This is a genomic window from Methanomassiliicoccaceae archaeon DOK (assembly GCA_009911715.1).
In the GTDB taxonomy this organism is placed as follows: Archaea; Thermoplasmatota; Thermoplasmata; order Methanomassiliicoccales; family Methanomethylophilaceae; genus Methanoprimaticola.
Map to the genome: position 1 here is coordinate 515,601 of CP047880.1, position 23,267 is coordinate 538,867.

The 23,267-nt window shown below is 61.2% G+C and carries 22 protein-coding genes; 14 read left to right on the plus strand and 8 right to left on the minus strand.

Translation table 11 applies throughout. The features are described from left to right. Positions 1-11: 11 nt before the first annotated feature. Together JS82_02755 and JS82_02760 are read left to right on the plus strand one after the other, a co-directional pair. A complete protein-coding gene (locus JS82_02755) occupies positions 12-1,193 on the plus strand; it encodes a DUF521 domain-containing protein (protein QHK17099.1) in 1,182 nt (393 codons plus the stop codon). Continuing rightward, entirely contained in the window at positions 1,190-1,969 is a 780-nt protein-coding gene (locus JS82_02760) for a DUF126 domain-containing protein (protein ID QHK17100.1), read from the plus strand. Before JS82_02755 ends, JS82_02760 begins: the two co-directional genes overlap by 4 nt. A 60-nt stretch (positions 1,970-2,029) precedes the next feature. Here the strand turns inward: JS82_02760 and JS82_02765 are convergent, their stop codons facing one another. Together JS82_02765 and JS82_02770 are read right to left on the minus strand one after the other, a co-directional pair. Continuing rightward, positions 2,030-2,371: a TIGR04076 family protein gene (locus JS82_02765; GenBank protein ID QHK17101.1), complete on the minus strand. Its 342-nt coding sequence runs from the start codon at positions 2,369-2,371 to the stop codon at positions 2,030-2,032. A gap of 109 nt (positions 2,372-2,480) precedes the next feature. After that, positions 2,481-5,429: an isoleucine--tRNA ligase gene (locus JS82_02770; protein ID QHK17102.1), complete on the minus strand. Its 2,949-nt coding sequence runs from the start codon at positions 5,427-5,429 to the stop codon at positions 2,481-2,483. Between the two features lie 155 nt (positions 5,430-5,584). Between JS82_02770 and JS82_02775 the strand changes: the two genes are divergently transcribed. Next, positions 5,585-6,964, plus strand: a complete 1,380-nt coding sequence (locus JS82_02775) for an MATE family efflux transporter (protein QHK17103.1) — start codon at positions 5,585-5,587, stop codon at positions 6,962-6,964. Positions 6,965-7,200: 236 nt separating this feature from the next. Here the strand turns inward: JS82_02775 and JS82_02780 are convergent, their stop codons facing one another. Both JS82_02780 and JS82_02785 read right to left on the minus strand, forming a co-directional pair. Continuing rightward, positions 7,201-7,935, minus strand: a complete 735-nt coding sequence (locus JS82_02780) for a tRNA threonylcarbamoyladenosine dehydratase (protein QHK17104.1) — start codon at positions 7,933-7,935, stop codon at positions 7,201-7,203. Next, positions 7,928-8,653, minus strand: coding sequence for a deoxyribonuclease (locus JS82_02785; GenBank protein QHK17105.1), 726 nt, complete (start codon positions 8,651-8,653; stop codon positions 7,928-7,930). Before JS82_02785 ends, JS82_02780 begins: the two co-directional genes overlap by 8 nt. Positions 8,654-8,785: 132 nt before the next feature. Between JS82_02785 and JS82_02790 the strand changes: the two genes are divergently transcribed. Continuing rightward, positions 8,786-9,451: a DUF3793 family protein gene (locus JS82_02790; protein ID QHK17106.1), complete on the plus strand. Its 666-nt coding sequence runs from the start codon at positions 8,786-8,788 to the stop codon at positions 9,449-9,451. 11 nt (positions 9,452-9,462) lie between these two features. Here the strand turns inward: JS82_02790 and JS82_02795 are convergent, their stop codons facing one another. After that, positions 9,463-10,491: a flap endonuclease-1 gene (locus JS82_02795; GenBank protein QHK17107.1), complete on the minus strand. Its 1,029-nt coding sequence runs from the start codon at positions 10,489-10,491 to the stop codon at positions 9,463-9,465. 6 nt (positions 10,492-10,497) lie between these two features. Then, positions 10,498-11,160, minus strand: coding sequence for a ribulose-phosphate 3-epimerase (gene rpe, locus JS82_02800; GenBank protein ID QHK17108.1), 663 nt, complete (start codon positions 11,158-11,160; stop codon positions 10,498-10,500). Between the two features lie 112 nt (positions 11,161-11,272). On the opposite strand from rpe, the gene JS82_02805 reads away from it, so the two are divergent. Beyond that, on the plus strand, positions 11,273-11,485 hold the full coding sequence (locus JS82_02805) for a hypothetical protein (GenBank protein QHK17109.1): 213 nt from the start codon (positions 11,273-11,275) through the stop codon (positions 11,483-11,485). After that, positions 11,482-12,414, plus strand: coding sequence for a ribonuclease Z (gene rnz / locus JS82_02810; GenBank protein QHK18371.1), 933 nt, complete (start codon positions 11,482-11,484; stop codon positions 12,412-12,414). The genes JS82_02805 and rnz overlap by 4 nt, the downstream gene beginning before the upstream one ends. A 12-nt stretch (positions 12,415-12,426) precedes the next feature. On the opposite strand, the gene JS82_02815 is transcribed toward rnz, so the two are convergent. Further along, entirely contained in the window at positions 12,427-12,957 is a 531-nt protein-coding gene (locus JS82_02815) for a CBS domain-containing protein (protein ID QHK18372.1), read from the minus strand. Positions 12,958-13,102: 145 nt separating this feature from the next. Here JS82_02815 and JS82_02820 point away from each other — a divergent pair, with 145 nt between their 5' ends. The 8 genes from JS82_02820 to JS82_02855 all read left to right on the plus strand — a co-directional run bounded on the left by JS82_02820 (position 13,103) and on the right by JS82_02855 (position 19,833). After that, positions 13,103-14,326 (plus strand): methionine adenosyltransferase, encoded by a 1,224-nt coding sequence (locus JS82_02820; protein ID QHK17110.1) that lies wholly within the window; start codon positions 13,103-13,105, stop codon positions 14,324-14,326. 151 nt (positions 14,327-14,477) lie between these two features. Next, a complete protein-coding gene (locus tag JS82_02825; GenBank protein ID QHK18373.1) occupies positions 14,478-15,029 on the plus strand; it encodes a hypothetical protein in 552 nt (183 codons plus the stop codon). A gap of 4 nt (positions 15,030-15,033) precedes the next feature. Continuing rightward, the gene (locus tag JS82_02830) at positions 15,034-15,972 is read left to right on the plus strand and encodes a TIM barrel protein (GenBank protein ID QHK17111.1); all 939 of its coding nucleotides are present in this window, start codon (positions 15,034-15,036) and stop codon (positions 15,970-15,972) included. Between the two features lie 56 nt (positions 15,973-16,028). Beyond that, positions 16,029-16,649 carry a hypothetical protein gene (locus JS82_02835; GenBank protein QHK17112.1) on the plus strand — a complete coding sequence of 207 codons (621 nt, stop codon included), beginning with the start codon at positions 16,029-16,031 and terminating at the stop codon, positions 16,647-16,649. Between the two features lie 100 nt (positions 16,650-16,749). Next, entirely contained in the window at positions 16,750-16,899 is a 150-nt protein-coding gene (locus JS82_02840) for a 50S ribosomal protein L40e (GenBank protein ID QHK17113.1), read from the plus strand. A gap of 154 nt (positions 16,900-17,053) precedes the next feature. Next, positions 17,054-17,995 carry a response regulator gene (locus JS82_02845; protein ID QHK17114.1) on the plus strand — a complete coding sequence of 314 codons (942 nt, stop codon included), beginning with the start codon at positions 17,054-17,056 and terminating at the stop codon, positions 17,993-17,995. Further along, a complete protein-coding gene (locus JS82_02850) occupies positions 17,995-19,260 on the plus strand; it encodes a phosphopyruvate hydratase (protein ID QHK17115.1) in 1,266 nt (421 codons plus the stop codon). The genes JS82_02845 and JS82_02850 overlap by 1 nt, the downstream gene beginning before the upstream one ends. 300 nt (positions 19,261-19,560) lie before the next feature. Then, positions 19,561-19,833 (plus strand): hypothetical protein, encoded by a 273-nt coding sequence (locus JS82_02855; GenBank protein QHK17116.1) that lies wholly within the window; start codon positions 19,561-19,563, stop codon positions 19,831-19,833. A 100-nt stretch (positions 19,834-19,933) separates the two neighbouring features. Here the strand turns inward: JS82_02855 and JS82_02860 are convergent, their stop codons facing one another. Then, complete coding sequence (locus JS82_02860; GenBank protein ID QHK17117.1) at positions 19,934-22,240, minus strand: DNA topoisomerase I; 2,307 nt, start codon at positions 22,238-22,240, stop codon at positions 19,934-19,936. Between the last annotated feature and the right edge of the window lie 1,027 nt (positions 22,241-23,267).

Genomic DNA, 23,267 nt, shown 5'->3' on the forward strand with positions numbered 1-23,267 from the left:
ATCCGGTATCCATGGACCTTACAAGGGAGGAGGAAGACATCCTCAACGGAGAGGAGGGCGAAGGGAAGCAGAAGGCGATGGAGCTCGTCACAGCCCTGGGGAAGATATACGGGGCGGACGACCTCATCGACATCACGTCGGCGCATCTTTCCGGTGCGTCGTACAAGACCATCGGAGACGGGGGTCTGAAGTATCTCGAGGACATGGCGGCCGGAGGCGCCAAGGTCAGCGTCCCGTCGACCCTGAACCCCGTCGGCATGGACCGTGAGCGCTGGGCCGAGATGCACATCTCCAAGGAGTTCGCCGAGAAGCAGCTGAGGATCATCGACCTGTACGGTCAGATGGGCATCAGGACCACCTGCTCGTGCACCCCGTACACTGGGGCGAACGTCCCGTCCTTCGGGGACCATGTGGCATGGGCCGAGTCTTCCGCTTTGTCGTTCGTGAACTCCTACATCGGGGCCAGGACGAACAGGGAGGGCGGACCCGGCGCCCTCGCCGCGGCGATCCTGGGGAAGACCGCCAACTACGGCCTTCATCTGGACGAGAAGAGGAGGCCGACAGTGGTGATCGATGCCGACATAGACGGCTCCGTGTTCTCATACTCCCTACTGGGTCAGGCCGTGGGCATGGCGATCGGCTCGGGCATCCCGTACTTCAGGGGCCTGGGCCCCGAGATGGGCGTGGAGGAGGCGAAGGCGCTGTCATCGGCGATGGCGGCGTCCGGTTCCGTGGCGCTCTGGCACGCAGAGGGCGTCACGCCCGAGGCCGGGGGCCACGACGTCTCCGGTCTGGAGACGATACACATCGGGGAGGCGGAGCTCAAGGCCGCCTACGACAAGCTGAACACCGTCGACGACGTGCAGCTGATCGCGATAGGGTGCCCGCACCTGACCGAGAAGGAGATGCACCAGATCGCAGCGTTCCTGAAAGGCAAGAAGAAGGTCAACAAGGACATCGAGATATGGTTCTGCACCTCGGAGGAGGTCAGGGCCAAATGCCCCGAGGACGTCAGGATAATGGAGGAGTTCGGACCGGTTCTGGCGGACACGTGCATGGTCGTGGCGCCCATCGAGGGATCGTTCCAGCGCACCGGGACCAACTCGGCAAAGGCAGGGAACTACCTGCCCACGCTGTGCTCGCAGAAGGCGATATGCAGGGACATCCCCGCACTCATGGAGCTGGTAATGTGATCGTCGAGGGACGCACGATAATGTCGGGAAAGGCGACCGGCGAGGTTGTCAAGCTGGGGGAGCCCCTGAGCTTCCTCGGAGGGGTCGACGGGTCGACAGGGGACCTCCGCGTCGGTGGCGGAGGGAACGTCGCCGGCAAGGTCCTGGTGTTCCCGAAGGGCAAGGGCAGCACGGTCGGATCCTTCGTGATGTACGACCTCATGGTCCACGGCGTGGCCCCTGCAGCGGTGATCAACGAGACCGCGGAGACCATCGTCGCCACCGGCGCCGTGATATCGTCCATCCCGATGGTGGACTCGGTCCCGTCCATCGACATGTTCGAGGACGGGGACATCGTCACCGTCAATGCGACCGCGGGGACCGTGGAGATCGAGGGCGTGGAGATGAAGGAGAGCGTGTCCTCAGCCGTCGTCATGGACGGCAGGGTCCTGATGCTCAAGCGTCCGGAGTCGTCCCACTCCTTCCCCGGAGTGTGGTCCCTCGTCGCCGGCAGGATCGAGCCCGGGGAGTCGCCCGAGGATGCTGCCAGGCGCGAGATAAGGGAGGAGACGGCCATCGAGGTCGGTTCCCCCGCGGCATCACTGGACCCCGTGTACGTCAGGGAGGGACGCATCCTGTGGAAGGTGCACCCGTTCGCGTTCAGCGTGTCCGGAGTGGAGCCCGTCCTGAACGAGGAGAACGAGGGCTTCCAGTGGGTCCTTCCCGAGGACATCCCCGGAGTCGAGACCGTCAAGGACACGGTGCCCATCGTGGAAGGGCTCCTGAAGCAGTTCTGAAAAACTACAGCGCCGAGGCCCGAAAAGGGTCCCGGCCGATTTCCTTCTCGACGGACCGGGTCAGTTCCCCGACGATGGGGCCTCCGACTCGATGTCCGTCTTCTCCAGTTTGAATATCACGGGCCTGAGGCCGTCGTTGCAGCTGCAGATCGCGATCCCGGGCTTCCTGATCCAGTCCCCGTAGTAGAACAGCTCGTCCCCCTTCATGTGCGATAGGGCGAACACATATTGGTACATGGCCTTCCACGCCTCGTCGCACAGCCCCTCGGGTTTGGCGTAGTCCGCGTAGAACACCTGACCCTCCTTCAGCATGGGGCATCTTCCGAGTCCGTCGATGCCGTACTCCTCCGCCAGCTCCTCGTCCAGTGTGGTCTTCAGGACGGTTATCCTCACCTTGTGCATGGATGCGAATCGCATGGCGAATAGAAGAAACTGAGCCGATGCCGGACGTCGTGGCGTGAAATGGGTTTCAATGCCCGCGCGGCACGGCGGCCGCACGGGCGGTTTGCCATCACTCAGCCGGAGAGATGCCGATGGTGATGTCCTTGCCGGTGACGTCCCAGGTCTTGACCTCGGCGCCCTTGGGCTCGGATGTGAAGGTCAGCGACTTCGCCCTGACCTCGTTGGAGATGTGGTCCTTCCAGGTCTCGAAGAGCCCGATGAGCCTCTCCTCGGCGGACACCTCGCAGGTGATGAACTGCTCCACGTTGAGCTTCATGTCCTTGCGCATCTGCTGGATCCTCCTGATGAGCTCCCTGGCGTAGCCCTCCGCCTCGATCTCGGGGGTGACGCTGAAGTCGATGAACAGCGTGCCCTCCTCGAACTCGACGGGCTCTATGTCGGTCGTGGCCGGGATCTCGTCCTTTCCGAGGTAGACGACCTTCTTCACGTTGGCCTGGTCCTCGAGGACCCCCTCGAACCTCTTGACGGCGGCGTTCACGCCCGCGTCGTTGCCGCGGACGAAGATCTGCAGGAGGGGCCACCTGAGCTTGGAGCCCATCTTCGCCCTCTCGGCGGCGACCAGGTCCACGATGCCGCGGACCAGGGACATGCTGTGCTCCAGCTCGTCGTCGATGAGGCTCTGGTCGCATTTCGGCCAGTCCTCCATGTGCACCGTCAGGAGCTTGCCGCCCATGTGCTGGTAGACCTCCTCCGCGATGTACGGGGCGATGGGGGCCAGGACCAGGGCGGTCTTCATGATGGCGTAATCCAGGGTGAAGTACGAGGCGTTCTTGTCCTTCTCCATGTCGGCGTCCTCGGACCAGGACCTGTCCCTGACAAGGCAGACGTACCACCTGGAGAGGTCCTCCATGATGTAGTCGTCCAGCATCCTGGCGAGCTTGTGCAGCTCCCTGGACTCGAGGAACTCCGTCGCGGACGCGACCATCTTCTCCGTCCTGGAGATCATCCAGCGGTCCTCGTCCCTGAGGTACGGGGACATCTCCTCCATCGTGTGCGCGTCGGGGTCGTAGCCGTCGATGATCATGTAGGTGGACGAGAAGTTCACAACGTTCCAGTACGTGTTCAGGACCTTCCTGGCGTTCTTCGGTCCGTCCTTCTGGAACGCCGTGTCCTCCCATGGGGCGTTGCTCTTGATGAGGTAGTACCTGAGGGAGTCCGCTCCGACCTGGTCGATGAGGTCCAGGGGCTCGATGACGTTGCCAAGGGACTTCGACATCTTCTGGCCCTTGGGGTCCAGCACCCATCCGTGCATCATGACCTCGTCGTAGGGTGCGCGGTCGAAGGAGATCACGCCTGCTCCCAGCTGGGAGTAGAACCATCCGCGGGTCTGGTCGTGGGCCTCCACGATGAACCTCGGGGGCCACCAGAGGTCGAACTCGTCCTTCCTCCTGGGGTATCCGAGGTCGGCCCATGCGGCGACGCCCGAGTCGAACCAGACGTCCAGGACGTCCGGGATCCTGTGCATGGTCTTGCCGCACTTGGGGCACTTGAAGGTGACGCCGTCGATCCAGGGCCTGTGGGTGTCCATGCCCTCCGTGTACCCCTCGCCCTCCTTGAGCTCCTCGTACTGGCCGACGACCTTCCTCTCGCCGCACTCGCACTCCCAGACGGGCATGGGGATCCCCCAGTACCTCTGCCTGGAGATGCACCAGTCCCTGGCGCCCTCGACCCAGTTCCTCTCCCTGGTGGAGCCGGCCCAGTCGGGGACCCATTTGACGCGGTCGATCTCGGACAGCATCTCGTCCTTGATGTCGGGCACGGTGATGAACCACTGCCTGGTGTTCCTGTAGATGATCGGGGACTTGCATCTCCAGCAGTGTCCGTACCTGTGCTTGATCTTGCTCTTGTTGTACATCAGGCCATTCTCGTCGAGGTTCTTGATGACCTCGTCCGCGACGGTCTTGACCTTCTTGCCGGCCATGAGGGGGAACTCGTCAGTGTACCTGCCGTTCTCAGCAACGGGGCAGAACGGGGCGATGCCGTACCTCTTACCGGTCTCGTAGTCGTCTGGTCCGTGCCCGGGGGCTGTGTGGACCAGTCCGGTGTTGTCCTTCTCGACGTAGTCGGCGGTGACGACCCTGAACGTCCACTCGGACTTCGGGACGTTCTCGTTCTCGAAGGGCGGGATGTACTCCATCCCCTCCATGTCCTTGCCTTTCATCCTCTCCAGGACCTCGAAGCTCTCGTAGCCGCCCTTCTGCATGACGTACTCCGCCTGGGACTCGAGGACGTAGACGGTCTCCTCCCCGGAGGCCCCCTTCATCCTGACCTTGGCGTACTCGAAGTCGGGGTGGACCGCGACGGCCATGTTGGCGGCGAGGGTCCAGGGCGTGGTCGTCCAGATGAGGAGGGACCCGTCCCCGTTCCTGAGGGGGAACCTGACCATGATCGACGGGTCGGTCTCGTCCCAGTACTCGATCTCGGCCTCAGCCAGCGCGGTCTCGCATCTGGGGCACCATGTGACGACCCTGCTGGAGGCCTTCAGGAGCTTCTTCTCCTCGGCCTTCTGGATGGTCCACCATGCGGACTCGAGGTAGTCGAGCTTGATCGTCTGATAGGGGTTCTCCCAGTCCATCCAAACTCCGAGCTGCTTGAACTGCTCGGTCATGTCGGCGTGGAGGCCCAGGGCGAACTCCCTGCAGGTGGACACGAACTTGTCGATGCCGAGCTCCTCGATGTCCTTCTTGGAGTGGACGCCGATGTTCTTCTCGACCTTGACCTCGATGGGGAGGCCGTGCATGTCGAACCCGGGCTGGTCGCGGACGTTGTACCCGCACATCCTCCAGTACCTGAGGAGGATGTCCTTGACGGTCTTGTTCATCGCGGTGCCCAGGTGGATCGCCCCCGTGGTGTACGGAGGTCCGTCGACGAAGTAGAACCTCTCGCCCTCGGCGCGGTGCTCCTTCGTCTTGTGGTAGGCGTCGGTCTCATCCCAGTATGCCTGGACATCCCTCTCGATGCCCTTGGCGTCATAATTGGCACGGATCTGCTTTATCATCGCATTCCCTCTTTTCCGGGGGTTCTCTTTCCCCGGTGAGTCAGTCGGCTATCCTGGCATATGTTAAAAAAGTGTCGAGGTGGGGCAGTCGCCGGGGCCGACGTGCATCCATCCATCCGTCAAGCTTATCAAGTCTCCCGACAGGCGGGATGACGATGACCGAGTCCGAGAACAGAACGGGGAACATCCTCGGAGACCCGAGGAAGTCTCTAATCGCGATGGTGGTGCCGATCGCCATCGGCATGATCGTGCAGTCGCTGAACAACTTCGTCGACGCCATCTGGGTCTCGGGGATAGGCACCGCCGCACTGGCCGCGACGGGCGTGGTGTTCCCGTTCTTCTTCATCCTCATCGGCATCGGAAACGGACTCGGGGTGGGGGCCTCGCAGGCCATAGCCAGACGCATCGGTCTGGGGGACCGCGAGGGCGCCAGCAGGGTGGCGGCGCAGGTGCTGGTCATCGGCGTCCTGGTGGGATTCGCCATAACTGCGGTGTTCGCGCTGTTCCCGGAGCCGATATTCCGTGCCGCGGGCGCAGGCGCGTACCTCGAGGAGGTCATGGCATACGGCGTGCCGATCATGGTGTGCGCCCCCATCTACATGCTGAGCTTCATATTCAGCGCGCTTCTGAGGTCCGAGGGCGACGCCAGGAAGTCGATGGTCATCCAGGTCGCAGGGGTCGCGGTGCACATGGTCATGGACCCCATCCTCATCATCGGCCTTGGCCTGGGGGTCGGGGGTGCCGCAATAGCCAGCGCCCTATCCGCGCTCATGGCCGCGGGGATGGCGGTCCGTTACTACAGGCGCGGGGAGATGTACGTCGACCTTAGCTTCAAGGGGTTCAGGTTCGACCGTGCTCTCGACGCCGACATCCTCAGGGTGGGTTTCCCGGCGTCCCTGGAGATGATCCTGCTCTCCATCTCCACGCTGTTCATGAACATCATAATCGAGATGGTAGACCCTGTCAACGGCGTGGCGATATACACCACGGGGTGGAGGATCCTGGACCTGCTGATGGTCCTCGCGGTGTCGTTCGGGTCGGCGCTGGTGCCGATCAGCGCAGCCGCATACGGCCAGAGGAGCTTCGAGCGCATCAAGGCCGTCTACGTCTACGCCCTGAAGTACGGCGTGGCCCTGATGGTCGTCATCGCGGCTGTTGCCATGGTCGCCGCCCCCGTGCTGGTCTACATGTTCACGTACACGGGGTCGACCGCGGAGCTGTCCGAGGAGATGACGAGGTTCGTGAGGATAGGCTGCCTGTTCCTGCCGTTCTCCATGGTGGGGATACTGACATCCAGCGTCTTCCAGTCGGTGGGCAAGGGCCTGTGGTCGATGTGCGCCACCAGTCTCCGCAACTTCCTGCGCGTCCCGCTGTGCTACGCCCTGGCTGCGGCAGGTTCCCTGACCCTTGTCTGGTGGGGCGTGACCCTGGGGGAGGTCATCGGGACGACCGTCGTCGCCGTGGCAGGGGTCATCGCCCTGAGGTTCATCCGCAGGCAGATCGAGTCCATGAACGGGGTCGTGGGTGAACCATGAGACGGGGTCGACCCGCGGCATCGCACGGACAGGACACTCTGGATAAAGGAGCCTGACGGCTCCGATAGAATGAGACATGCCCCAGAAGGCATGGGTTGACGCCCGCGGTTGCGGGCCTCGGTCGCCGGAATCACATGTAGGTCCAGGAGACCAGGAGACAGACGATGATGACGACGGCTGCGACACCCATCATCTTGACGTTGTTCTTTCCCATGGTCGGGAGAATGCCGAGCGACTTAAAGTGGTTTCGTTCCTCCACGGCCAGCATCCACGCCGAGGACGTGCATTATCGTCAGGTTCGCGAGCGTCATGCCGAAGACGGCGGGGACCGTCGGCAGCGATCCCAGGACGCTCTTCCCGTGCTCGTCCCTGTCTGTGGGCACGGATATCGGCGGCTCTTCCGAGTAGACGCACGTGATGCTGGACGTGTCGCAGTCGCGGAGCCCCTTGCGGACGGCGGCCGCCAGGGGGCAAACCGACGTATTCCTGAGGGGTGCCACGCGCACCTTCTGGGTGTCCAGATGGAGGGCCGCCCCCATGGATGAGAACGTCTCGATCCCGGTCTCCGAGGCCCTCCTCAGGAGGGAGATCTTGCATCTGACGGTGTCGATGGCGTCGACCAGCACGTCGAAATCGCCCGAGAGGATCTCCTCGACGGTGGAGTCGTCCACGAGGACGGACATGGGCTCTATGTCGATGCCGGGGTTGATGGACCTGGCCCTCTCGCAGGCGACCTCCGCCTTCGGCCTTCCGACCGTGTCCACAGTGGCGAGGACCTGGCGGTTGAGGTTGCTGGGGCTGAATACGTCCGCGTCCACCACCCTGATCCTTCCGATGCCGGCCCGGACCAGTCCCTCCAGGGCGTACCCGCCCACCGCTCCGGCGCCCGTCAGCACGACGGAGGCCTCCGCGAGCCTCCTGATGCCATCCTCGCCCACAAGCAGCCCGGTCCTCTCGCTCATCTCAGACATCTGCGATCCTCCTCGCGTTATCCAGGGTCAGTCTCATCAACTCTTCGCCGGTGGTCCCCAGGATCCCGGCGAGCCTGTCGGCGAACCCCGTCATCCCGGAGAACTCCCGTGCGAGGTAGGGGGCGTCGGTCTCCAGCAGCAGCCTGTCCTCTGGAACGGAACGGAGCAGCCTGGCGATGCGGGACTCCGACCTTGCAAGGATCCGCGGGTTGACGGAGAACATGCATCCGGCCTCGGCGAAAGGTTTCACGTAGCTCTCCGATGAGAACGAGTGCAGTACGACCGCCCTGCATCCTCCTGCGTGCCTCCTGATGGACTCGAGGACGTCCCGCTCGCATCCGACCATGTGGACGTTGGCAATCCTCCCGAACCCGGAGGCGATGTCCAGCTGGGATTCGAATGCCGGTCTCTGCAGGGACGGGTCCCCACGTTTGCCGTCCAGTCCGATCTCCCCGACGTTCGCGCGAGGGTCCTCCTCCAGGATGGATTCCAGCCTTCCAGCGGAGGCCTCGTCCCACTCGTCCATGTACCAGGGGTGGACGCCGTAGAACCTCACGGTGCCCGGGACGGCACACCCCGCCATCGAATCCCACTCGGACGGTCTGGCGGTGCAGCCGAACACGATCACGGCGCGGTCGAAGTCGGGGTAGCGGTCGCTGAATCCTTTTTCGGACACGTGCGCGTGAGCATCGGCGAACCCGTGTGTTTCCAGGACCATGCTTCCGTGTATCCTTTCTGAACGTTTATCGCTGCCGACTCGCAGGGTTTGAGCATATTGATTTAGGTTGAATTACAATTTTTTAGAAGAACCTAAATCATTATATACTCATTTTAGGATGTCCTAAACACCATGAGGCCGGAGAACCATGAATGCGGGGAGAGGGGACTTTCCGACGACATAGTATTCCATGAGCCAGGTACCCTCGAAAATGAGACATGCCCCGAGGGCGCCCAAACCTCCGTTCCCGACCTGCACGAACGCATCGTTCGGCACTGCGCTCCGACCCTTGCGGGTCTGAAGTGCGGGAGCATGTTCAGGGTCAACTCCGACCCTCATGGTATTCTGTCCCAGGTGTCGGAGCTGGAGTACGAGCTGTCCCACAGGGGGCTCAGGCTCGACGCGCTGGTGGTCGACGAGGAGGGCTGCCTGCTCTACGTCTACCGCCCGAAGCTCCTGGAGGCCCGTCTGGCCGATCCGGAGGTCAGGGACTTCCTTTCGTGCTACGGGTACGCCGCCAGGAGCTGCAGCTCGACGCTCGCCGAGCTGTTCGACAGGTTCGCGCACTGCCCGACCGTCCCTCCCGAGGTCGGGGTCTTCCTCGACTACCCCATGGAGGATGTCAGGGGATACATCGAGAACGAGGGCAGGTGCAGCAGGTGCATCGGATGCTGGAAGGTCTACGGGGACGTGGAGGCCGCCGAGAAGAGGTTCAACTGTTACAAGAGATGCCGTGACGTCTTCTCGAAGAGGCTCGCCGAGGGGTGCAGCCTCGTCAGGCTCACCGTGAAGTGCTGATCCGGTCCGGCTCAGAACCACTGGTCCAGGGATCTCTGCTTCCTTCTGTTGGACTCGGCCTTGCGGGCCGCCTCGATCTTGTTGAGGACCGTGTTGACCCTGTCATAGGAGAACCCGTGGTCGGTCATGAGCTCCAGAACTCCCTCGGGGTCCGCCTTGCCGGGCTTCACCGAGTAGTCGTCGGATCTCGGGCCGTTGAGGAAGATCGCCCTCACGTCCTCGTACTCGGGGATGTCTATGTCCGTCTTGGCCATTACCGTCTCGAGGTCGCCGTGTTTCTGGATGAGCTTCAGCCCCTTCTTCGGTCCGATCCCGGGGACGCCCGCGTTGAAGTCGGTCCCTATCATTATGCAGACGTCCACCAGCTGCTCCCTGGTGATCCCCAGGTCCTCGAGCATGCGCTTGGAGTCCACTATCTCCGTCTTGACGTCCTTGTAGACGCTCTTGCCGGGGACCTTCCTCCTCCCGGAGATGGTGAGGTTCCTGACCAGGAGCGGTGCGCCGAACAGGAGCGAGTCGTAGTCCTGGGACGCGGACGCGTAGACGTCGCCCTTCAGGCACATGTACGCGCCCTGGGCCTCGCCGTCGCTCGGCGCCTGGACCACGGGGATGCCGAGGAGCGTGAGCAGCTCCTTAGAGGTCTCCAGGATGTCCGGGGTCATGCGGGACGTCTGCTGGGCCTTGGAGAACGCCTTCTTGAGGTCCCCTTCCTCCAGCGCCTGCTGGTACTCCACCATGGCCTTCTCCCTGCGGGCTATGCGCTCCTCGATCGTGCCCGCCTTCATCTCGTTGGGCTTCCCGTCGAAGACGAACGACGGCTCGATGCCCGCCTCTATGAGGTTGGCGGTGCGGTACAGTATCCCCGAGAGATGGGACGTGACGCGGCCCTGGGAGTCCTGGAGGGGCTTCCCGTCCGGTTGCCTAATGATTGAAAGGAACTGGAAAATCGTGTTGTACGCGTCAATGGCGACGCTCTTGCCGCGGAGGTACTCCAGGTCGATCTCCGTGGCCTCGGTGATGGGTGAAAGGTTTACTCCCATGGCGCATCACCCGCGGTTGGGCCCGAACCCCTTCCACTCGGTCACGGTGGGCCCCATGTCGTCGAGCCTGAACAGCGACGAACCGGCCACGAGGACGGAAGCGCCGGCTGAAACGCATGTCCTGCCGGTGACCGTGTTTATGCCGCCGTCGACGGAGATCTCGAGGGACGGGTTGTTGCGGTTCGCCCACTCCCTTATCGATGCGATCTTGGGGACACAGTCCTCTATGAAGGACTGCCCTCCGAACCCCGGGTGGACGGTCATGACCAGCGCGATGTCCGCATCCTCCAGGAACGGGAGGACGTCCTCCACAGGCGTCTCCGGGTTGAGCGAGATGCCGACCCTGAGGCCCTTCCTGTCAATCTTCCGCATGGCGGCGTGGACGTCCCCCGTGGCCTCGCAGTGCACGGTGATGCTGTCGCATCCCGCCGCGGCGAAGTCGTCTATGTAGCGGACGGGGTCCTGGATCATGAGGTGGGCGTCGAACGGGATGTCCGAGCATTTCCTGATGGCCTTTATCACAGGTGCGCCGAAGGTTATGTTCGGGACGAACATCCCGTCCATCACGTCGAGGTGGGCCCAGTCGGCCCCGGCTTTCTCAACACGGACGAGCTCCTCCCCGAGCCTGGAGAAGTCTGCGGAGAGCATGGACGGCGATACCTTGGTCATCGGCGCCCGCATTGATGTGCTGGGTAGATAATCATGATGGACGCCAGGGAGCGCGGGGTCCAGGAGCATCCAGTAGCCAGATATATTTACGAGACAACTGGTTATCCCACTCATGGCATTGGCAAAGCACGGTTCTGCCGAGGAGACATGCGACGTCGCGGGCTGCGACAAGCCCGCGGAGAGGTCCTTCAACATCAAACAGGTCGCCAAGACATCCCTGTCCCTGAAGTCCAACGACCTCCGCCAGGTCCACCTGTGCAAGGACCACTACAAGGAGTTCAAGAAGCAGACCAAGACCGACAGGGAGCTCGACTCCTACTACTGATGGAGATCCTGTTTCTGGGGACGAGCGCCGCGGTGCCGTCCAAGGAGCACTCCACCTCATGCATAGCCGTGAGGAGCGGATCTGACATCCTCCTCCTCGACTGCGGGGAGGGATCGCAGCGTCAGCTGATGCTCTCGCCCTTCTCTTTCATGAAGATCAGGGCAGTCCTCATCACACATCTGCACGGCGACCACGTTTTCGGTCTGCCGGGTCTGATCCAGACGATGAGCCTCTCCAACCGCACCGAGCCTCTGCTGGTGTGCGGGCCTCCCGGCACCTCCCATGCGCTCGACGCGATGATGTCGGTGACGGAGGGGGAGGCGACTTACGATGTCGAGGTCGTCGAGGTGTCCGGCGGGGAGGTCCTGGATGTGAAGGGGATGGCCGTGAGGCCGTACGCCACCGACCACGGCATAGCGTCGGTGGGATACGTTGTCCAGGACCGCGAGAGGCCGGGGAAGCTGGATGCCGACAAGGCGCGCTCGATGGGCGTGACCTCGGGGCGCGACATGGCTCGTCTCAAGAACGGCGAGACGGTGAACGGGGTCCGTCCGGAGGACGTCATCGGCCCCGTGATCCCGGGGTACAGGGTCGCGTACAGCGGGGACACCCGTCCCTGCGGGTCCGAATCCGATGCGGTCGCTGGTGCTGACGTCATCGTCCACGAGGCGACCTACATGGACTCGGAGGCGTCGCAGGCCGCGGACCACTTCCACACCACGGCTCTCCAGGCCGGGGAGGTGGCCAGGGACGCCGGCGCCAGATATCTCATACTGACGCACATAAGCAACCGTTACGACGACCGTTCCGCCGTGGAGGCCGAGGCCAGGTCCGTGTTCCCGGAATCATACGTGGCGGAGGACATGGCCATGTACACCCTGTCGTCATCGGGCCTCCGCTTCGACGGGGTCTTCGACAGGAGCGCCTGAGTCCCCCTTCCCTCAGATAAGCTTCAGGATGTCGGCGCTGGTTATCATGCCGACGATCTTCCCCTTCTTCGAGACCAGGACCGCGCCGCTGCTGCTCATGAGCGACGTGACGGAGGACATCGGCGTGCTGTCCGCCACGACTGGGTACGACTCGTCCATGACCTTCGCGATCACCGTCTGTGCGAGCTGATCCATGGTGGACCCCTGCCTCAGGAGCTCGAAGATCCCCCTCTCCGAGATGCTCCCGACCGGGATGTCGCCCTTCAGTACCGGGAGCTGGGAGTACCCGGTTGCCCTCATGAGGTCGGAGGCCTGGTGCACCTTGTCGGTGCTCTGGACGGTGACGACCTTGTCGGATGCCACGTCCGCGGCGGTCAGGTCCCTCTTCTCGCTCTTCCTCATGCCCTCGAGGGTCTCGAAGAGCTTCACGACGGTCTCGTAGCTGGCGGACATCCTCCCGCGCTCTATCTTCGCGATGGTGCTCTGGCTGACACCGGAGGCGGCGGCGAGCTCGGTCTGGGTGACGTCCAGGGACTTGCGTATGCGCTTTATGTCCGACACCGGCGGGAACGATCCGTTCATATCGGAGGATACGGGATATTCGTACATTAATATTCTTTTACGAATAATATCGACAGCGTTGTTTATTAATAACGAAATAATGAGGCCCTAAAGAGGTGTAAGCCAGATGAGTAAGAACATCTACGTAGAGGGTCTCAACGAGATCCCCGTCCCCATGAAAAAGGTAGAGATCGTCGAGAGGAAAGGAATCGGACACCCCGACAGTGTCGCCGATGCCCTCGCGGAGGAGGTCAGCAAGGCCCTCTGCAAGATGTACAAGAAGGAGTTCGGCCACGTCCTCCACCACAACACCGACGAGACGCAGATCGCAGCCGGTCAGGCGGCCCCTGCCTTCGGAGGCGGACACATCATCGACCCCTCCTACATCCTGCTCGTCGGACGCGCCACCACACACGTCGGAGAGGGCAAGGACCTCAAGTCCCTCCCCTGCAAGCCCGTCGCGCTGAAGGCCGCCAGGGAGTACCTGAGGAAGACCTTCCCCAACCTGGACGTCGACTCCGAGATCATCCTCGACGCCAAGCTCGGAATGGGATCCGACGACCTGACCGGTGTCTACAAGGCATCCGGGCACCTCGCCAACGACACTTCCTTCGGAGTCGGATACGCCCCCTTCTCCATCACAGACAGGCTCGTCCTCCAGACCGAGGAGTACATCAACGGCGTCATGAAGAAGGACCTGCCCGAGACCGGACAGGACGTCAAGGTCATGGCCTCCAGGGTCGGAGACGACATCACCATGACCGTCGCCTGCGCCATGATCGACAAGCGCATCGACGACGCAGACCACTACAAGTCCTCCATCGAGCAGCTGTACAACAAGGTCTACGACAACGCCCTCAAGATCATCGGCAGCGAGAAGGTCAACTTCAAGCTCGACATCAACACCGGAGACGACTACGACCGCGGAGTGTACTACCTCACATGCACCGGAATGTCCCAGGAGATGGGAGACGACGGATCCGTCGGAAGGGGCAACAGGTGCAACGGTCTGATTACCCCCTACAGGCCCATGTCCATGGAGGCCACCTCCGGAAAGAACCCCATCACCCACATCGGAAAGATCTACAACGTGATGTCCAAGCTCATCGCCGACGACGTCGCCGCCAAGGTCACCAACGAGGCCGAGATCAGGGTCAGGCTTCTGTCCCAGATCGGAAAGCCCGTCTCCGAGCCCCTCAACGCGTCCGTGCAGATCGTCCTGCCCGACGCCGAGACCAACCCCAACCTGCCCAAGTGGAAGTCCGAGGCCGAGGCCATCGCCGCCGACTGGCTGGACAACGTGGACAAGGTTTCCGACATGATCATCGAGGGCAAGGTCCGCACTTTCTGAAGCTCGTTTAAAAACCATTTACCCCAGCCAGCGTGCTGGGGGAACCACCTTGCTTGTCATTTTCCAAGGTACATCTTTAAGCATGATGAATCGCATTATCATCCAACCGGGTGAAACTATGAAGATTATCGACGAGCCGCAGTTCGGGCCGATGTTCCGCTTCAATGACGCGAACGTCTACTGGTCGCTGTACATCCTGTCCGACGGCAGGCGCATGGGACGCAAGAGGCTGGCCGAGGAGGTCGGCGTCGGAGAGGGGAGCATGCGCAGGATCATAGACACCCTGAAGGAGTGGGACTTCATTCTCATCAAGCAGACCGGCATAACCATCACCAAGGCCGGTCAGGCGTTCCTCTCCCAGCTGCCCATCAGGCCTGTCGACGTCTACATCGAGGGCTCCGTGGTGGGCAAGTACCAGCAGGCCGTCCTCGTGCTCGGCTGCGCCGACAAGGTCGTCAACGGCATGGAGCAGAGGGACATCGGCATAAAGGTAGGCGGCGAGGGATGCACGACGATCGTGATCCGCGACGGCAACCTGCTCATTCCGCCGGACTGGAACCTCGACGAGAAGGATCCGGAGCTGGCGTACAACATCCGCAAGGAGACGGGAATAACCAAGTCCGACGCGCTAATCATCGGCGGGGGCGACACGAAGACGTCCGCGGTGGACGCCGCAGTGTCCGCGGCCCTCAACATGTTCTGAGCCGATGCAGCATCTCCTGAGCTTCACCGTCTACGACGACAGGTCGATGCTGGGCCCCGATCCCGGCGCGACGCTCGGCTCCATCGGGGCAGACGGGGTGGAGCTCCTCACATCATATTCCGTTCCTGACCCGTGGTACAGGGGCATCGCCCGTGCCGTCCACCTCCCGTACGCCACGGACTGGCTCGCCGCGTGGGAGGGCAGGCCGTACGACATGGACGGGGACTCCTCGCGCTTCTACATGTTCGGGAGGGACCGCGACGAGGTCATAGGCTCCGTCTCCGAGGCGATACGCTGCGCTGCCGTCCTGGAGCCGGCGTACGGAGTCTTCCATGCCGGCAACGGGGACATCCGCGAGCTGATCAGCAGGGGGTCGTCGCTGGACGACGGGAGGGTCATCGACGCATACGCCGAGATGGTCAACAGCGTCGTCGCCGGGTTCCCCGGCGGTGAGCCCCCGTTCCGGATCCTGTTCGAGAACCTCTGGTGGCCCGGCCTGAAGCTGACCGACGGACGCGACTTCAGGCGCCTGGAGTCGAGGATCGAGTTCGGGAACTGGGGCATCTGCCTGGACACGGGTCACATGATGAACTGCCTGCCGGGCATCGTCACGGAGCAGGACGGGATCGACGCCCTGGAGGGGATCTTCTCCCGTTACCCGGATGACCTGATCGACAGGGTGGTCACCGTCCATCTCCACTGGAGCGCCTCGTATCCGTACCGCAGCTCCTTCGAGGAGAGGAGGCCGGGTGACGACATCATGGCGTTCATCACGCAGGCGTACGGCCACATCTCCAGCATAGACCAGCACATGCCGTTCGACGATCCCCGCTGTCTGAGGCTCACGGACATCCTGAAGCCGGAGTTCGTGACCCACGAGATGCCCGGGTCGAAGGCAGGCATGCTCGAGGACTTCCGCACCCAGCGCTCGCTCTTCCCGTGACGTTGGATGTCCCGTCCATCTTCATCCGTATATACGAACAGGGCGATTCCGACATCGTGAACCAGTCGGATGAGTTTTTCCAACCCGACGAGGGAACCCAGGCGAAGTACGACGAGGGATACAGGATGCTGCATCTCTGCACGGGCGCGTTGGAGGGTCTCTGCTCAATCACGATACGCGAGGACGTCAGGAATCAGAGCGTGGATGCCACCACGGCGATGGACCCCTTCGACAGGAACCTGGTCAGAGCGGCCTACGCAATGGCGGACGAGGTGGACCTGTGGTCCCCGGAGTCCCTCGAGCAGGTCCACGGCGTCATGTATCCCGAAGGACCCGGGATGCGGGAGGGCGCCGCCGACGAGCTGAAGAGCCTCTTCGACAGATGCTTCATGTCGAACCTCCCGATGTCCATGCTGGCAGCGATCTCCCACAACGGGATTCTGCGCATCCGTCCCTTCGACGAGGGAAACGGGATCCTGGCCAGGATGTGGTACTCGGAGCTCCTGGGCAGGTCGTTCAAGACGTTCCAGTACATCTCCCCGGAGGCGGAGTTCCTCCGCACAAGGGACGAGTACGAGGCACTCATAAGCAATCCGGAAGACCTGAAGGGCTTCGTGGACTACAGCCTCGACTGCGACAGGGAGGCCCTGTCAAGGCTGTTCGGGTCCATGTGGTGACAGGTATCGGACGGACCGTCCTCTTCTTTCTCTATTTAAAATCAGAGGGGATGAATGCTTTTATATTACCTCTTTATTCGCTGTTCCCAGAGGAATAAAAATGGCACGCTTCAAAGAGGCCGAGGCAAGGCTCCTTGACAAGACCGTTTGCATGACCTGCTACGCCACCAACCCCAAGAAGGCTGACAAGTGCAGGAAGTGCGGGTCCCGCGACCTTAGGCCCAAGGCCAAAGAGAGCAGGAAGCAGTGATTCCCACTGCTCCACATTGATTTTTACGGCCGGCCATCGGCCGGTTCTCATTCGGACCAGCTCCGGCTATGGCCGGAGCACCGGTCCATTGTCAGCAATCCCGTGACCGATAGGTTATAACGTTCCAGAATGATGACCCAGCGGAGCTGAGCGGATGAAGATTCTGATCGTCGACGACAACGTGGCAGTCCAGGAGATCATCAGGGACATCCTAGCAGAGAGGAGCCACAACGTGCGTCTGGCGAGCACAGTGGACGAGGCCGTCGAGAAGATAAAGACCTTCGAGCCGGACGTCGTCATGCTCGACTCATGGGTCGGGGACGAGGACGGGATGCACGTCATATCCCGCACGAAGGAGGAGATGCCGAACTTCGACCTGAAGGTCATCCTCATAAAATCGTCCGGAGAGCTCGCTCCCACGGACAACCCGAACATCAAGGGCTGGGTGGACAAGCCGTTCAAGTCCTCCGACATCATCGACGCGATCGAGGACCTGAAGCTCGCCGAGGCCGAGGCCGTGCAGGCCGAGGAGAAGAAGAAGTCCAAGCGCAAGACCAGGCAGAAGGAGTCCGGAGGCTTCTTCTCCAGGAAGAAGAAGGCCGCTCCGGAGCCGGTCCAGGACCTGTCGGAGAGCGGCGTGGTGTTCGGACTCTCCTACGTGATGTTCGAGCCCGAGCCCGAACTGGTGTACGAGTTCGTGTCTCTGTTCGATCCCTCAAAGTACAGCATGATGGTCATCACCTCGGACAGGGCGAAGGCCATCAAGGAGAGGTTCAGCTACGAGGACATGGACGTCCTGCCCCTGACCTCCAGCGGAAGGGCGGGGACCATGGAGATCCAGGCGCTCGGGTCCATGATGGTTCGCATCTCACAGTTCATCGAGGAAAAGGAGAGGCCGGTGGTGGTCTTCGACACGTTCGGGGACATCATAGAGGCCAACGGGATGAACCCGTCCCTGCTCATGCTTCAGCAGCTCATGGCGGGGATGACCAAGACCTGCACGTTCGCGGTCTCGGTCGACGGGACGCCGCTCACCGACAAGGACCGCGGCATTCTGCTGCACAACATGCAAATCTACGACAAGGAGAGTATCTGATGCAGATCGAGAAGGTTTGGGCAAGGGAGGTGCTCGACTCCAGGGGGAACCCCACCGTCGAGGCCGAGATCACGGTCAAAGGTCACAGGATTACGGCCATCGCGCCGTCCGGAGCGTCCACCGGCACATGGGAGGCCCACGAGCTGAGGGACGGCGGGGACAGGTACGGCGGGAAGGGCGTCCTCAAAGCCGTGGAGAACGTCCGCACGGAGATCGCCAAGAAGATCACCGGTATGGACCCCACGGACCAGAAGGGGATCGACTACGCCATGATCGAGCTCGACGGAACCGACAACAAGACCAGGCTCGGCGGTAACGCCACTGTGGCCGTCTCCCTGGCCGTGGCAAGGGCCGGAGCCCTCGCAGAGGGTGTCCCCGTCTACGAGCACATAGGAAACGACCACGTCACGCTGCCCGTGCCCATGCTGAACATCATCAACGGCGGAAAGCACGCGGGAGGGAACCTGAGGATACAGGAGTGCATGATCATCCCCGCCGGAGCCAAGACGTTCTCAGACTGCCTCAGGATGTCCTCCGAGGTCTATATGCACCTCAAGTCCATCCTGAAGTCCAAGTACGGTGTCGGCGCCATCAACATCGGTGACGAGGGCGGATTCGCACCTCCGCTGGACACCGTGGACGAGGCGCTCTCCACCATCGTGTCCGCCATCTCCGATGCCGGGTACGTCCCCGGCAAGGATGTGTACCTCGCGATCGACGCCGCATCGTCCGAGTTCTACAGCGACGGCGTCTACGACGTCGACGACATGAAGCTGACCGCCGGCGAGCTCGCCGACCACTATGTCGAGCTCACGAAGGCGCACCCCCTCATCAGCATCGAGGACCCGTTCTTCGAGGACGACTTCGCGGCAACCGCCGAACTGACCAAGAAGGTCGGCGGTCACGTGCAGATCGTCGGAGACGACCTCTTCGTCACCAACAGCAAGCGTCTCAGGCGCGGAATCGACGAGGGTGCCGCGAACGCCCTGCTCCTGAAGGTCAACCAGATCGGAACCATCACCGAGGCTGGAGAGGCCGCGCAGATGAGCTTCGACAACGGCTACAACGTTGTGGTGTCCCACAGGTCCGGGGAGTCCGAGGACACGACCATCGCAGACCTGTCCGTCGGCTGGGGATCCGGGGAGATCAAGACCGGGGCCCCCGCACGCGGCGAGAGGACGGCCAAGTACAACCGCCTGCTGAGGATCGAAGAGGACCTCGGTTCCAAGGCGAGATTCCCTGGCGTGTCCAAGTTCAGGCTCTGATTCCAATTAACGGGCCTTCGGGCCCATTTCCTTAATTTTCCACGGTTTCGTGCAGAATCTCATGTTTTTCCGACTTTCAATCCCTGTGAACACTCGAAAATAATATTATTTAAAGTTAACGTATCGGAAAATCCTTGGAATCTGGAATTCAACGCTGTTAGGCATGGTTATTTTTTCCCCCTTCCGGACCTCGGTGACAAGGCTTATATTGGGAATGGGGCATAGGGCTTAGTGCACCTCTACGGAGTCTATGGATGGGATTGGAGACTTCGGAAAGACGTGTGATCTCGGGGGAGAGAATTGATCGAGGAATACGATTGCTACAGCGGTAGCTACGCATCAAGCAACAAGAATCTGCGTACGCTGGACAGAATCTGCGGTAACGCGGCCATGAGTGTCTACTGTGAGTGCGGACGCATCGTCATCCTGGACCGTGCCGAGATGAAGCTCAGGCTCAGCCTGGGGAAGGAACTCGAGTGCATGTCTTGCAGAAACGCAAGGATATCGCGCGAGATCGACGCCCTGAACGATCACTTCAACGGAATCGAGGAAGCCGACTGCGAGCTCCTCTGATTCACTCTCTTTTATATCTGTTCTAAGAAAGTTAAAGGGTAACACGAATCAATTTTTCGTGTTACCATAAAAACCAGTTTTAAAGACCGCCGTGTCTGGCTCATTCGGAAGGTGCCGCCGCCTTCTCGGCATCGGTCTTCTCGGTCTTCTTGGATCTCGAGGACTTCTTCCTTCCGGGGCAGTCCGGGTTGATGCACTCCTCGGTGTTCCCGAGGTTGATCATAGGCGCCTTGCAGATGGTGCACTGCCTTCCGGCGTACGATATGCTCCCTCTGGGTCTGAGCGGGTACGTCTGCGTGCATGCGGGCCATTCGGAGCATCCTGCGAACCTCTTCCCGGCCTTGGAGTACATTATCCTGAGCCTGCCCTTCTCGCAGGTGGGGCAGGGGCCGAGGTCGTTCTTCTCGGTGTTGCTGGGACACTTGGGGTCGATGCACTGCAGGGACGGAGGGTTCCCCTTCCTGATGATCCTTAGCTGCGGGAGGCCGCACACGGGGCAAGTGGTCTCCACCGTCTGTATGAGCGCCCCTCTGGGCACTGGGTACGCGCGCTTGCAGTCCGGGTACCCGTCGCATCCGATGAAGTTGCCGTTCTTGGACCTCTTGATGGTCATGTTGTTCCCGCAGGACGGGCATATGCCTATGTGCTGCTGTGAACGGAGGGCGGCCTTGATCTCCGACCCTATCTCCTCGGAATCGTCAGAGATCTTCTGGGCGACGTCGTGGAGCATGTCCTGGGACTCGGTTACGACCGAGTCCAGCGTGCGCTCGCCGTCCATTATCTTCAGCATGTCGGATTCGAGCTTCGCCGTCATGTCGGGCTCGGTGATGCCCCCTCCGTGGTTCTCCAGAGCCTTCGTCAGCGCTATGCCGCTGGGAGTGGGGATCATGTAGTTGCCCTGGACGTAGTTCCTGGAGTACAGCTTGCCGATGATGTCGTGCCTGGTGGACTTGGTCCCCAGCTGCAGCCTGTCCATCTCCTGGATGAGCGAACCCTGGTTATACCTGTAGGGGGGCTTGGTCTCGGACTCGACGATGCCCATGGACCTTATGTCGACGGTGTCGCCGACCTTCAGTGCGGGTAGTTTGCTGTCGTTGGACTTGATGTACTTGCCGTAGTACTTCTTCCAGCCCTTCTTCTTCAGGACGTAGCCCTCGGCGTTGAAGTCCTCCCCTCCGACATCGATGACGCAGTGGGTGACCTCGGATTCGGCGTTGGGGGCGACGGTCGCCAAGAACCTCCTGACTATGAGCTCGTAGAGCTTCCACTTGTCCCCCTTCATCTTGTCCGCCGAGGCGCCGGCAGTGGGGTAGATCGGAGGGTGGTCCGTGGTCCTCCTCTTGCCCTTGGAGGGGATGATCTTCTCCTGTGCCAGGATCTCCTCCGCCTCGGACTTGAATTCTCCGTCCTTGAGCTTCTCGAGCACCGACCTGAGGTTGAGCGTCTTGGGGTACTCGGTGTTCTCGGTACGCGGATATGAGATGTAACCTCCTGTGTACAGGTCCTCCGCCAGCTTCATGGCGGTGGTCGGCGGGATGCCGATCTTGTTGGCCTCCACCTGCATCTGGGTCGTGTCGAAGGGTGCCGGCCTGTACTCCTCCTTGGGAGTGACCTCGAAGGATTTCACGGTGCCCTCCTTGTAATCAGCCACGACCGCCAGTATCGCCTCGGCCTCGTCCTTGTCCCAGAACGGGTTGGAGGCGTGGGACCCTTTGAATGCGAGTATGCCGAACTTCCCCACAAGCTCCCAGTACGGTTTGGGCACGAAGCTCTCGATCTCCTCGTGCCTGTCCACCAGCAGCTTGAGAGTGGGGCTCTGGACCCTCCCCACGGACATGAAGTTCTTCCCGACCTGACCCGAGGAGAGCGAGATCAGCCTCGTGAGGACGGCGCCCCATGCGAGGTCGATGATCTGCCTGGCCTCAGCGGCGTCGGCAAGCTTCTTGTCGGGGTCGGTCAGGTTGCTGAACGCGTTCTCGACCTCGCCCTTGGTCAGGGCGCTGAACTTGGCCCTGCGGACGATGCCCATGTCGGCGCCCGCCTCGCGGACGGTCTCCATTCCGATGAGCTCTCCCTCCCTGTCGTAGTCGGTGGCGATGATGATCTCGTCAGCCTTCGTCGCGAGGTCCTTGATCATGTTGAGGATGGACTTCACCCTCACGGTCTTGACCTGGGGGGCGTACACCAGATCCACGGGGGATGTGCTGCTCCAGTCGTTGTACTCCTTCGGGTAGTCCAGTTCGATGATGTGTCCCCTGAGGCTCACGACGTCGTAGTCGTCACCTCCGGACTCGAATGATATCACCGTCACACCGCCTGATGTGGAGGAATGGGACTTTCCGTCCGACAGAATGGTGGAGATCCTCCTAGCGGCGTTGGCCTTCTCGGTGATAATCAGCTTTCTCATCGAACGTCTGGACGTCCTCGGACTTATTTAATTATAATTGATAGGGGACAGCGGTCCGCCCCTTGTCGTTTTGAGGCGGAGGTCGCCGGTCGGGACCGAGAAACCGACCGGCAGGAGAAGAGTAAATGTCAGTTACTTTCCCAGAGGACGTTTAACGTCCGCATCTCGATTTCGTTCGAAACGGAGAGTCTCGTCCACTTGTGGGTGGGTGTACCCTGGCAACAACGCCCCTGTTCAAGTCTCCCCATGTTCGGTTCGGGTGCGTATATGACATCGACGAGGTTTTATTTATAATATTGTTTTGACAATCAATAGCTATAATACAGATTCAATTTCCGAATGGGAAAGCAGACCTACAATCATCTCGTGTATCGGTACCTTTCATCCACATTTTCGGAGGCAGGATGGTTTATCTTGGGTATTCTGGGAATCAACGTGACCGCACGGTGCCTCCTTTAAGAAGCATAGCGGAGAAGTGGGATGGCCGGCCGGGCAACGAGATCCCGACCGGCAGGAGAAGAGTAAATGAATCTTACTTTCCTCCGGAGGACGTTTAACGTCCGGATCTCGGTCACAATCCTCGGGATTGAGATCGAGATCTCCGTCCAGTGATGGACGGACAAACCCTGGCCGCAAGGCCCCGGGCCTGTATGGAGCAGGCTCGGTTCGGGTATGTATGTTGGAACGTCGAGGAAGTATTTAAAGAATCGTTTCGACATTCGATAGCGTTAGTGCAATCTATATTGCCATATTCAAAGCAGGAACCATCCTTCTCGATTTTAGCAACAGGCATAATCTCGGTGTTATGCGACGCCTAGGGTCTAAGACGATATTGGAATATACATCCAATACATACATGCCCGCATGGAGCTTGCCGCGGAGCGTCATGATGTCGTATGTCCTATGAACGAGTCCGATGTCATGGAGTATATTCTGTAGAAGGAAGGCGTCCTGCGCGTGGAGCCGCTGGATCGGCGGACCGTGGGACGTCTGGTCGAGGCAGAGGAGTCCATCACACGGGTCTCTG

Coding starts and splice junctions, on each gene's coding strand:
- JS82_02805 (QHK17109.1), top strand. CDS start 11,273: ATGGCATTGGCAAAGCACGGTTCTGCCGAGGAGACATGCGACGTCGCG.
- JS82_02785 (QHK17105.1), bottom strand. CDS start 8,653: ATGGTCCTGGAAACACACGGGTTCGCCGATGCTCACGCGCACGTGTCC.
- JS82_02765 (QHK17101.1), bottom strand. CDS start 2,371: ATGCACAAGGTGAGGATAACCGTCCTGAAGACCACACTGGACGAGGAG.
- JS82_02820 (QHK17110.1), top strand. CDS start 13,103: ATGAGTAAGAACATCTACGTAGAGGGTCTCAACGAGATCCCCGTCCCC.
- rpe (QHK17108.1), bottom strand. CDS start 11,160: ATGACCAAGGTATCGCCGTCCATGCTCTCCGCAGACTTCTCCAGGCTC.
- JS82_02845 (QHK17114.1), top strand. CDS start 17,054: ATGAAGATTCTGATCGTCGACGACAACGTGGCAGTCCAGGAGATCATC.
- JS82_02860 (QHK17117.1), bottom strand. CDS start 22,240: ATGAGAAAGCTGATTATCACCGAGAAGGCCAACGCCGCTAGGAGGATC.
- JS82_02790 (QHK17106.1), top strand. CDS start 8,786: ATGAGGCCGGAGAACCATGAATGCGGGGAGAGGGGACTTTCCGACGAC.
- JS82_02795 (QHK17107.1), bottom strand. CDS start 10,491: ATGGGAGTAAACCTTTCACCCATCACCGAGGCCACGGAGATCGACCTG.
- JS82_02840 (QHK17113.1), top strand. CDS start 16,750: ATGGCACGCTTCAAAGAGGCCGAGGCAAGGCTCCTTGACAAGACCGTT.
- JS82_02775 (QHK17103.1), top strand. CDS start 5,585: ATGACCGAGTCCGAGAACAGAACGGGGAACATCCTCGGAGACCCGAGG.
- JS82_02780 (QHK17104.1), bottom strand. CDS start 7,935: ATGTCTGAGATGAGCGAGAGGACCGGGCTGCTTGTGGGCGAGGATGGC.
- JS82_02850 (QHK17115.1), top strand. CDS start 17,995: ATGCAGATCGAGAAGGTTTGGGCAAGGGAGGTGCTCGACTCCAGGGGG.
- JS82_02830 (QHK17111.1), top strand. CDS start 15,034: ATGCAGCATCTCCTGAGCTTCACCGTCTACGACGACAGGTCGATGCTG.
- JS82_02770 (QHK17102.1), bottom strand. CDS start 5,429: ATGATAAAGCAGATCCGTGCCAATTATGACGCCAAGGGCATCGAGAGG.
- JS82_02755 (QHK17099.1), top strand. CDS start 12: ATGGACCTTACAAGGGAGGAGGAAGACATCCTCAACGGAGAGGAGGGC.
- JS82_02825 (QHK18373.1), top strand. CDS start 14,478: ATGTTCCGCTTCAATGACGCGAACGTCTACTGGTCGCTGTACATCCTG.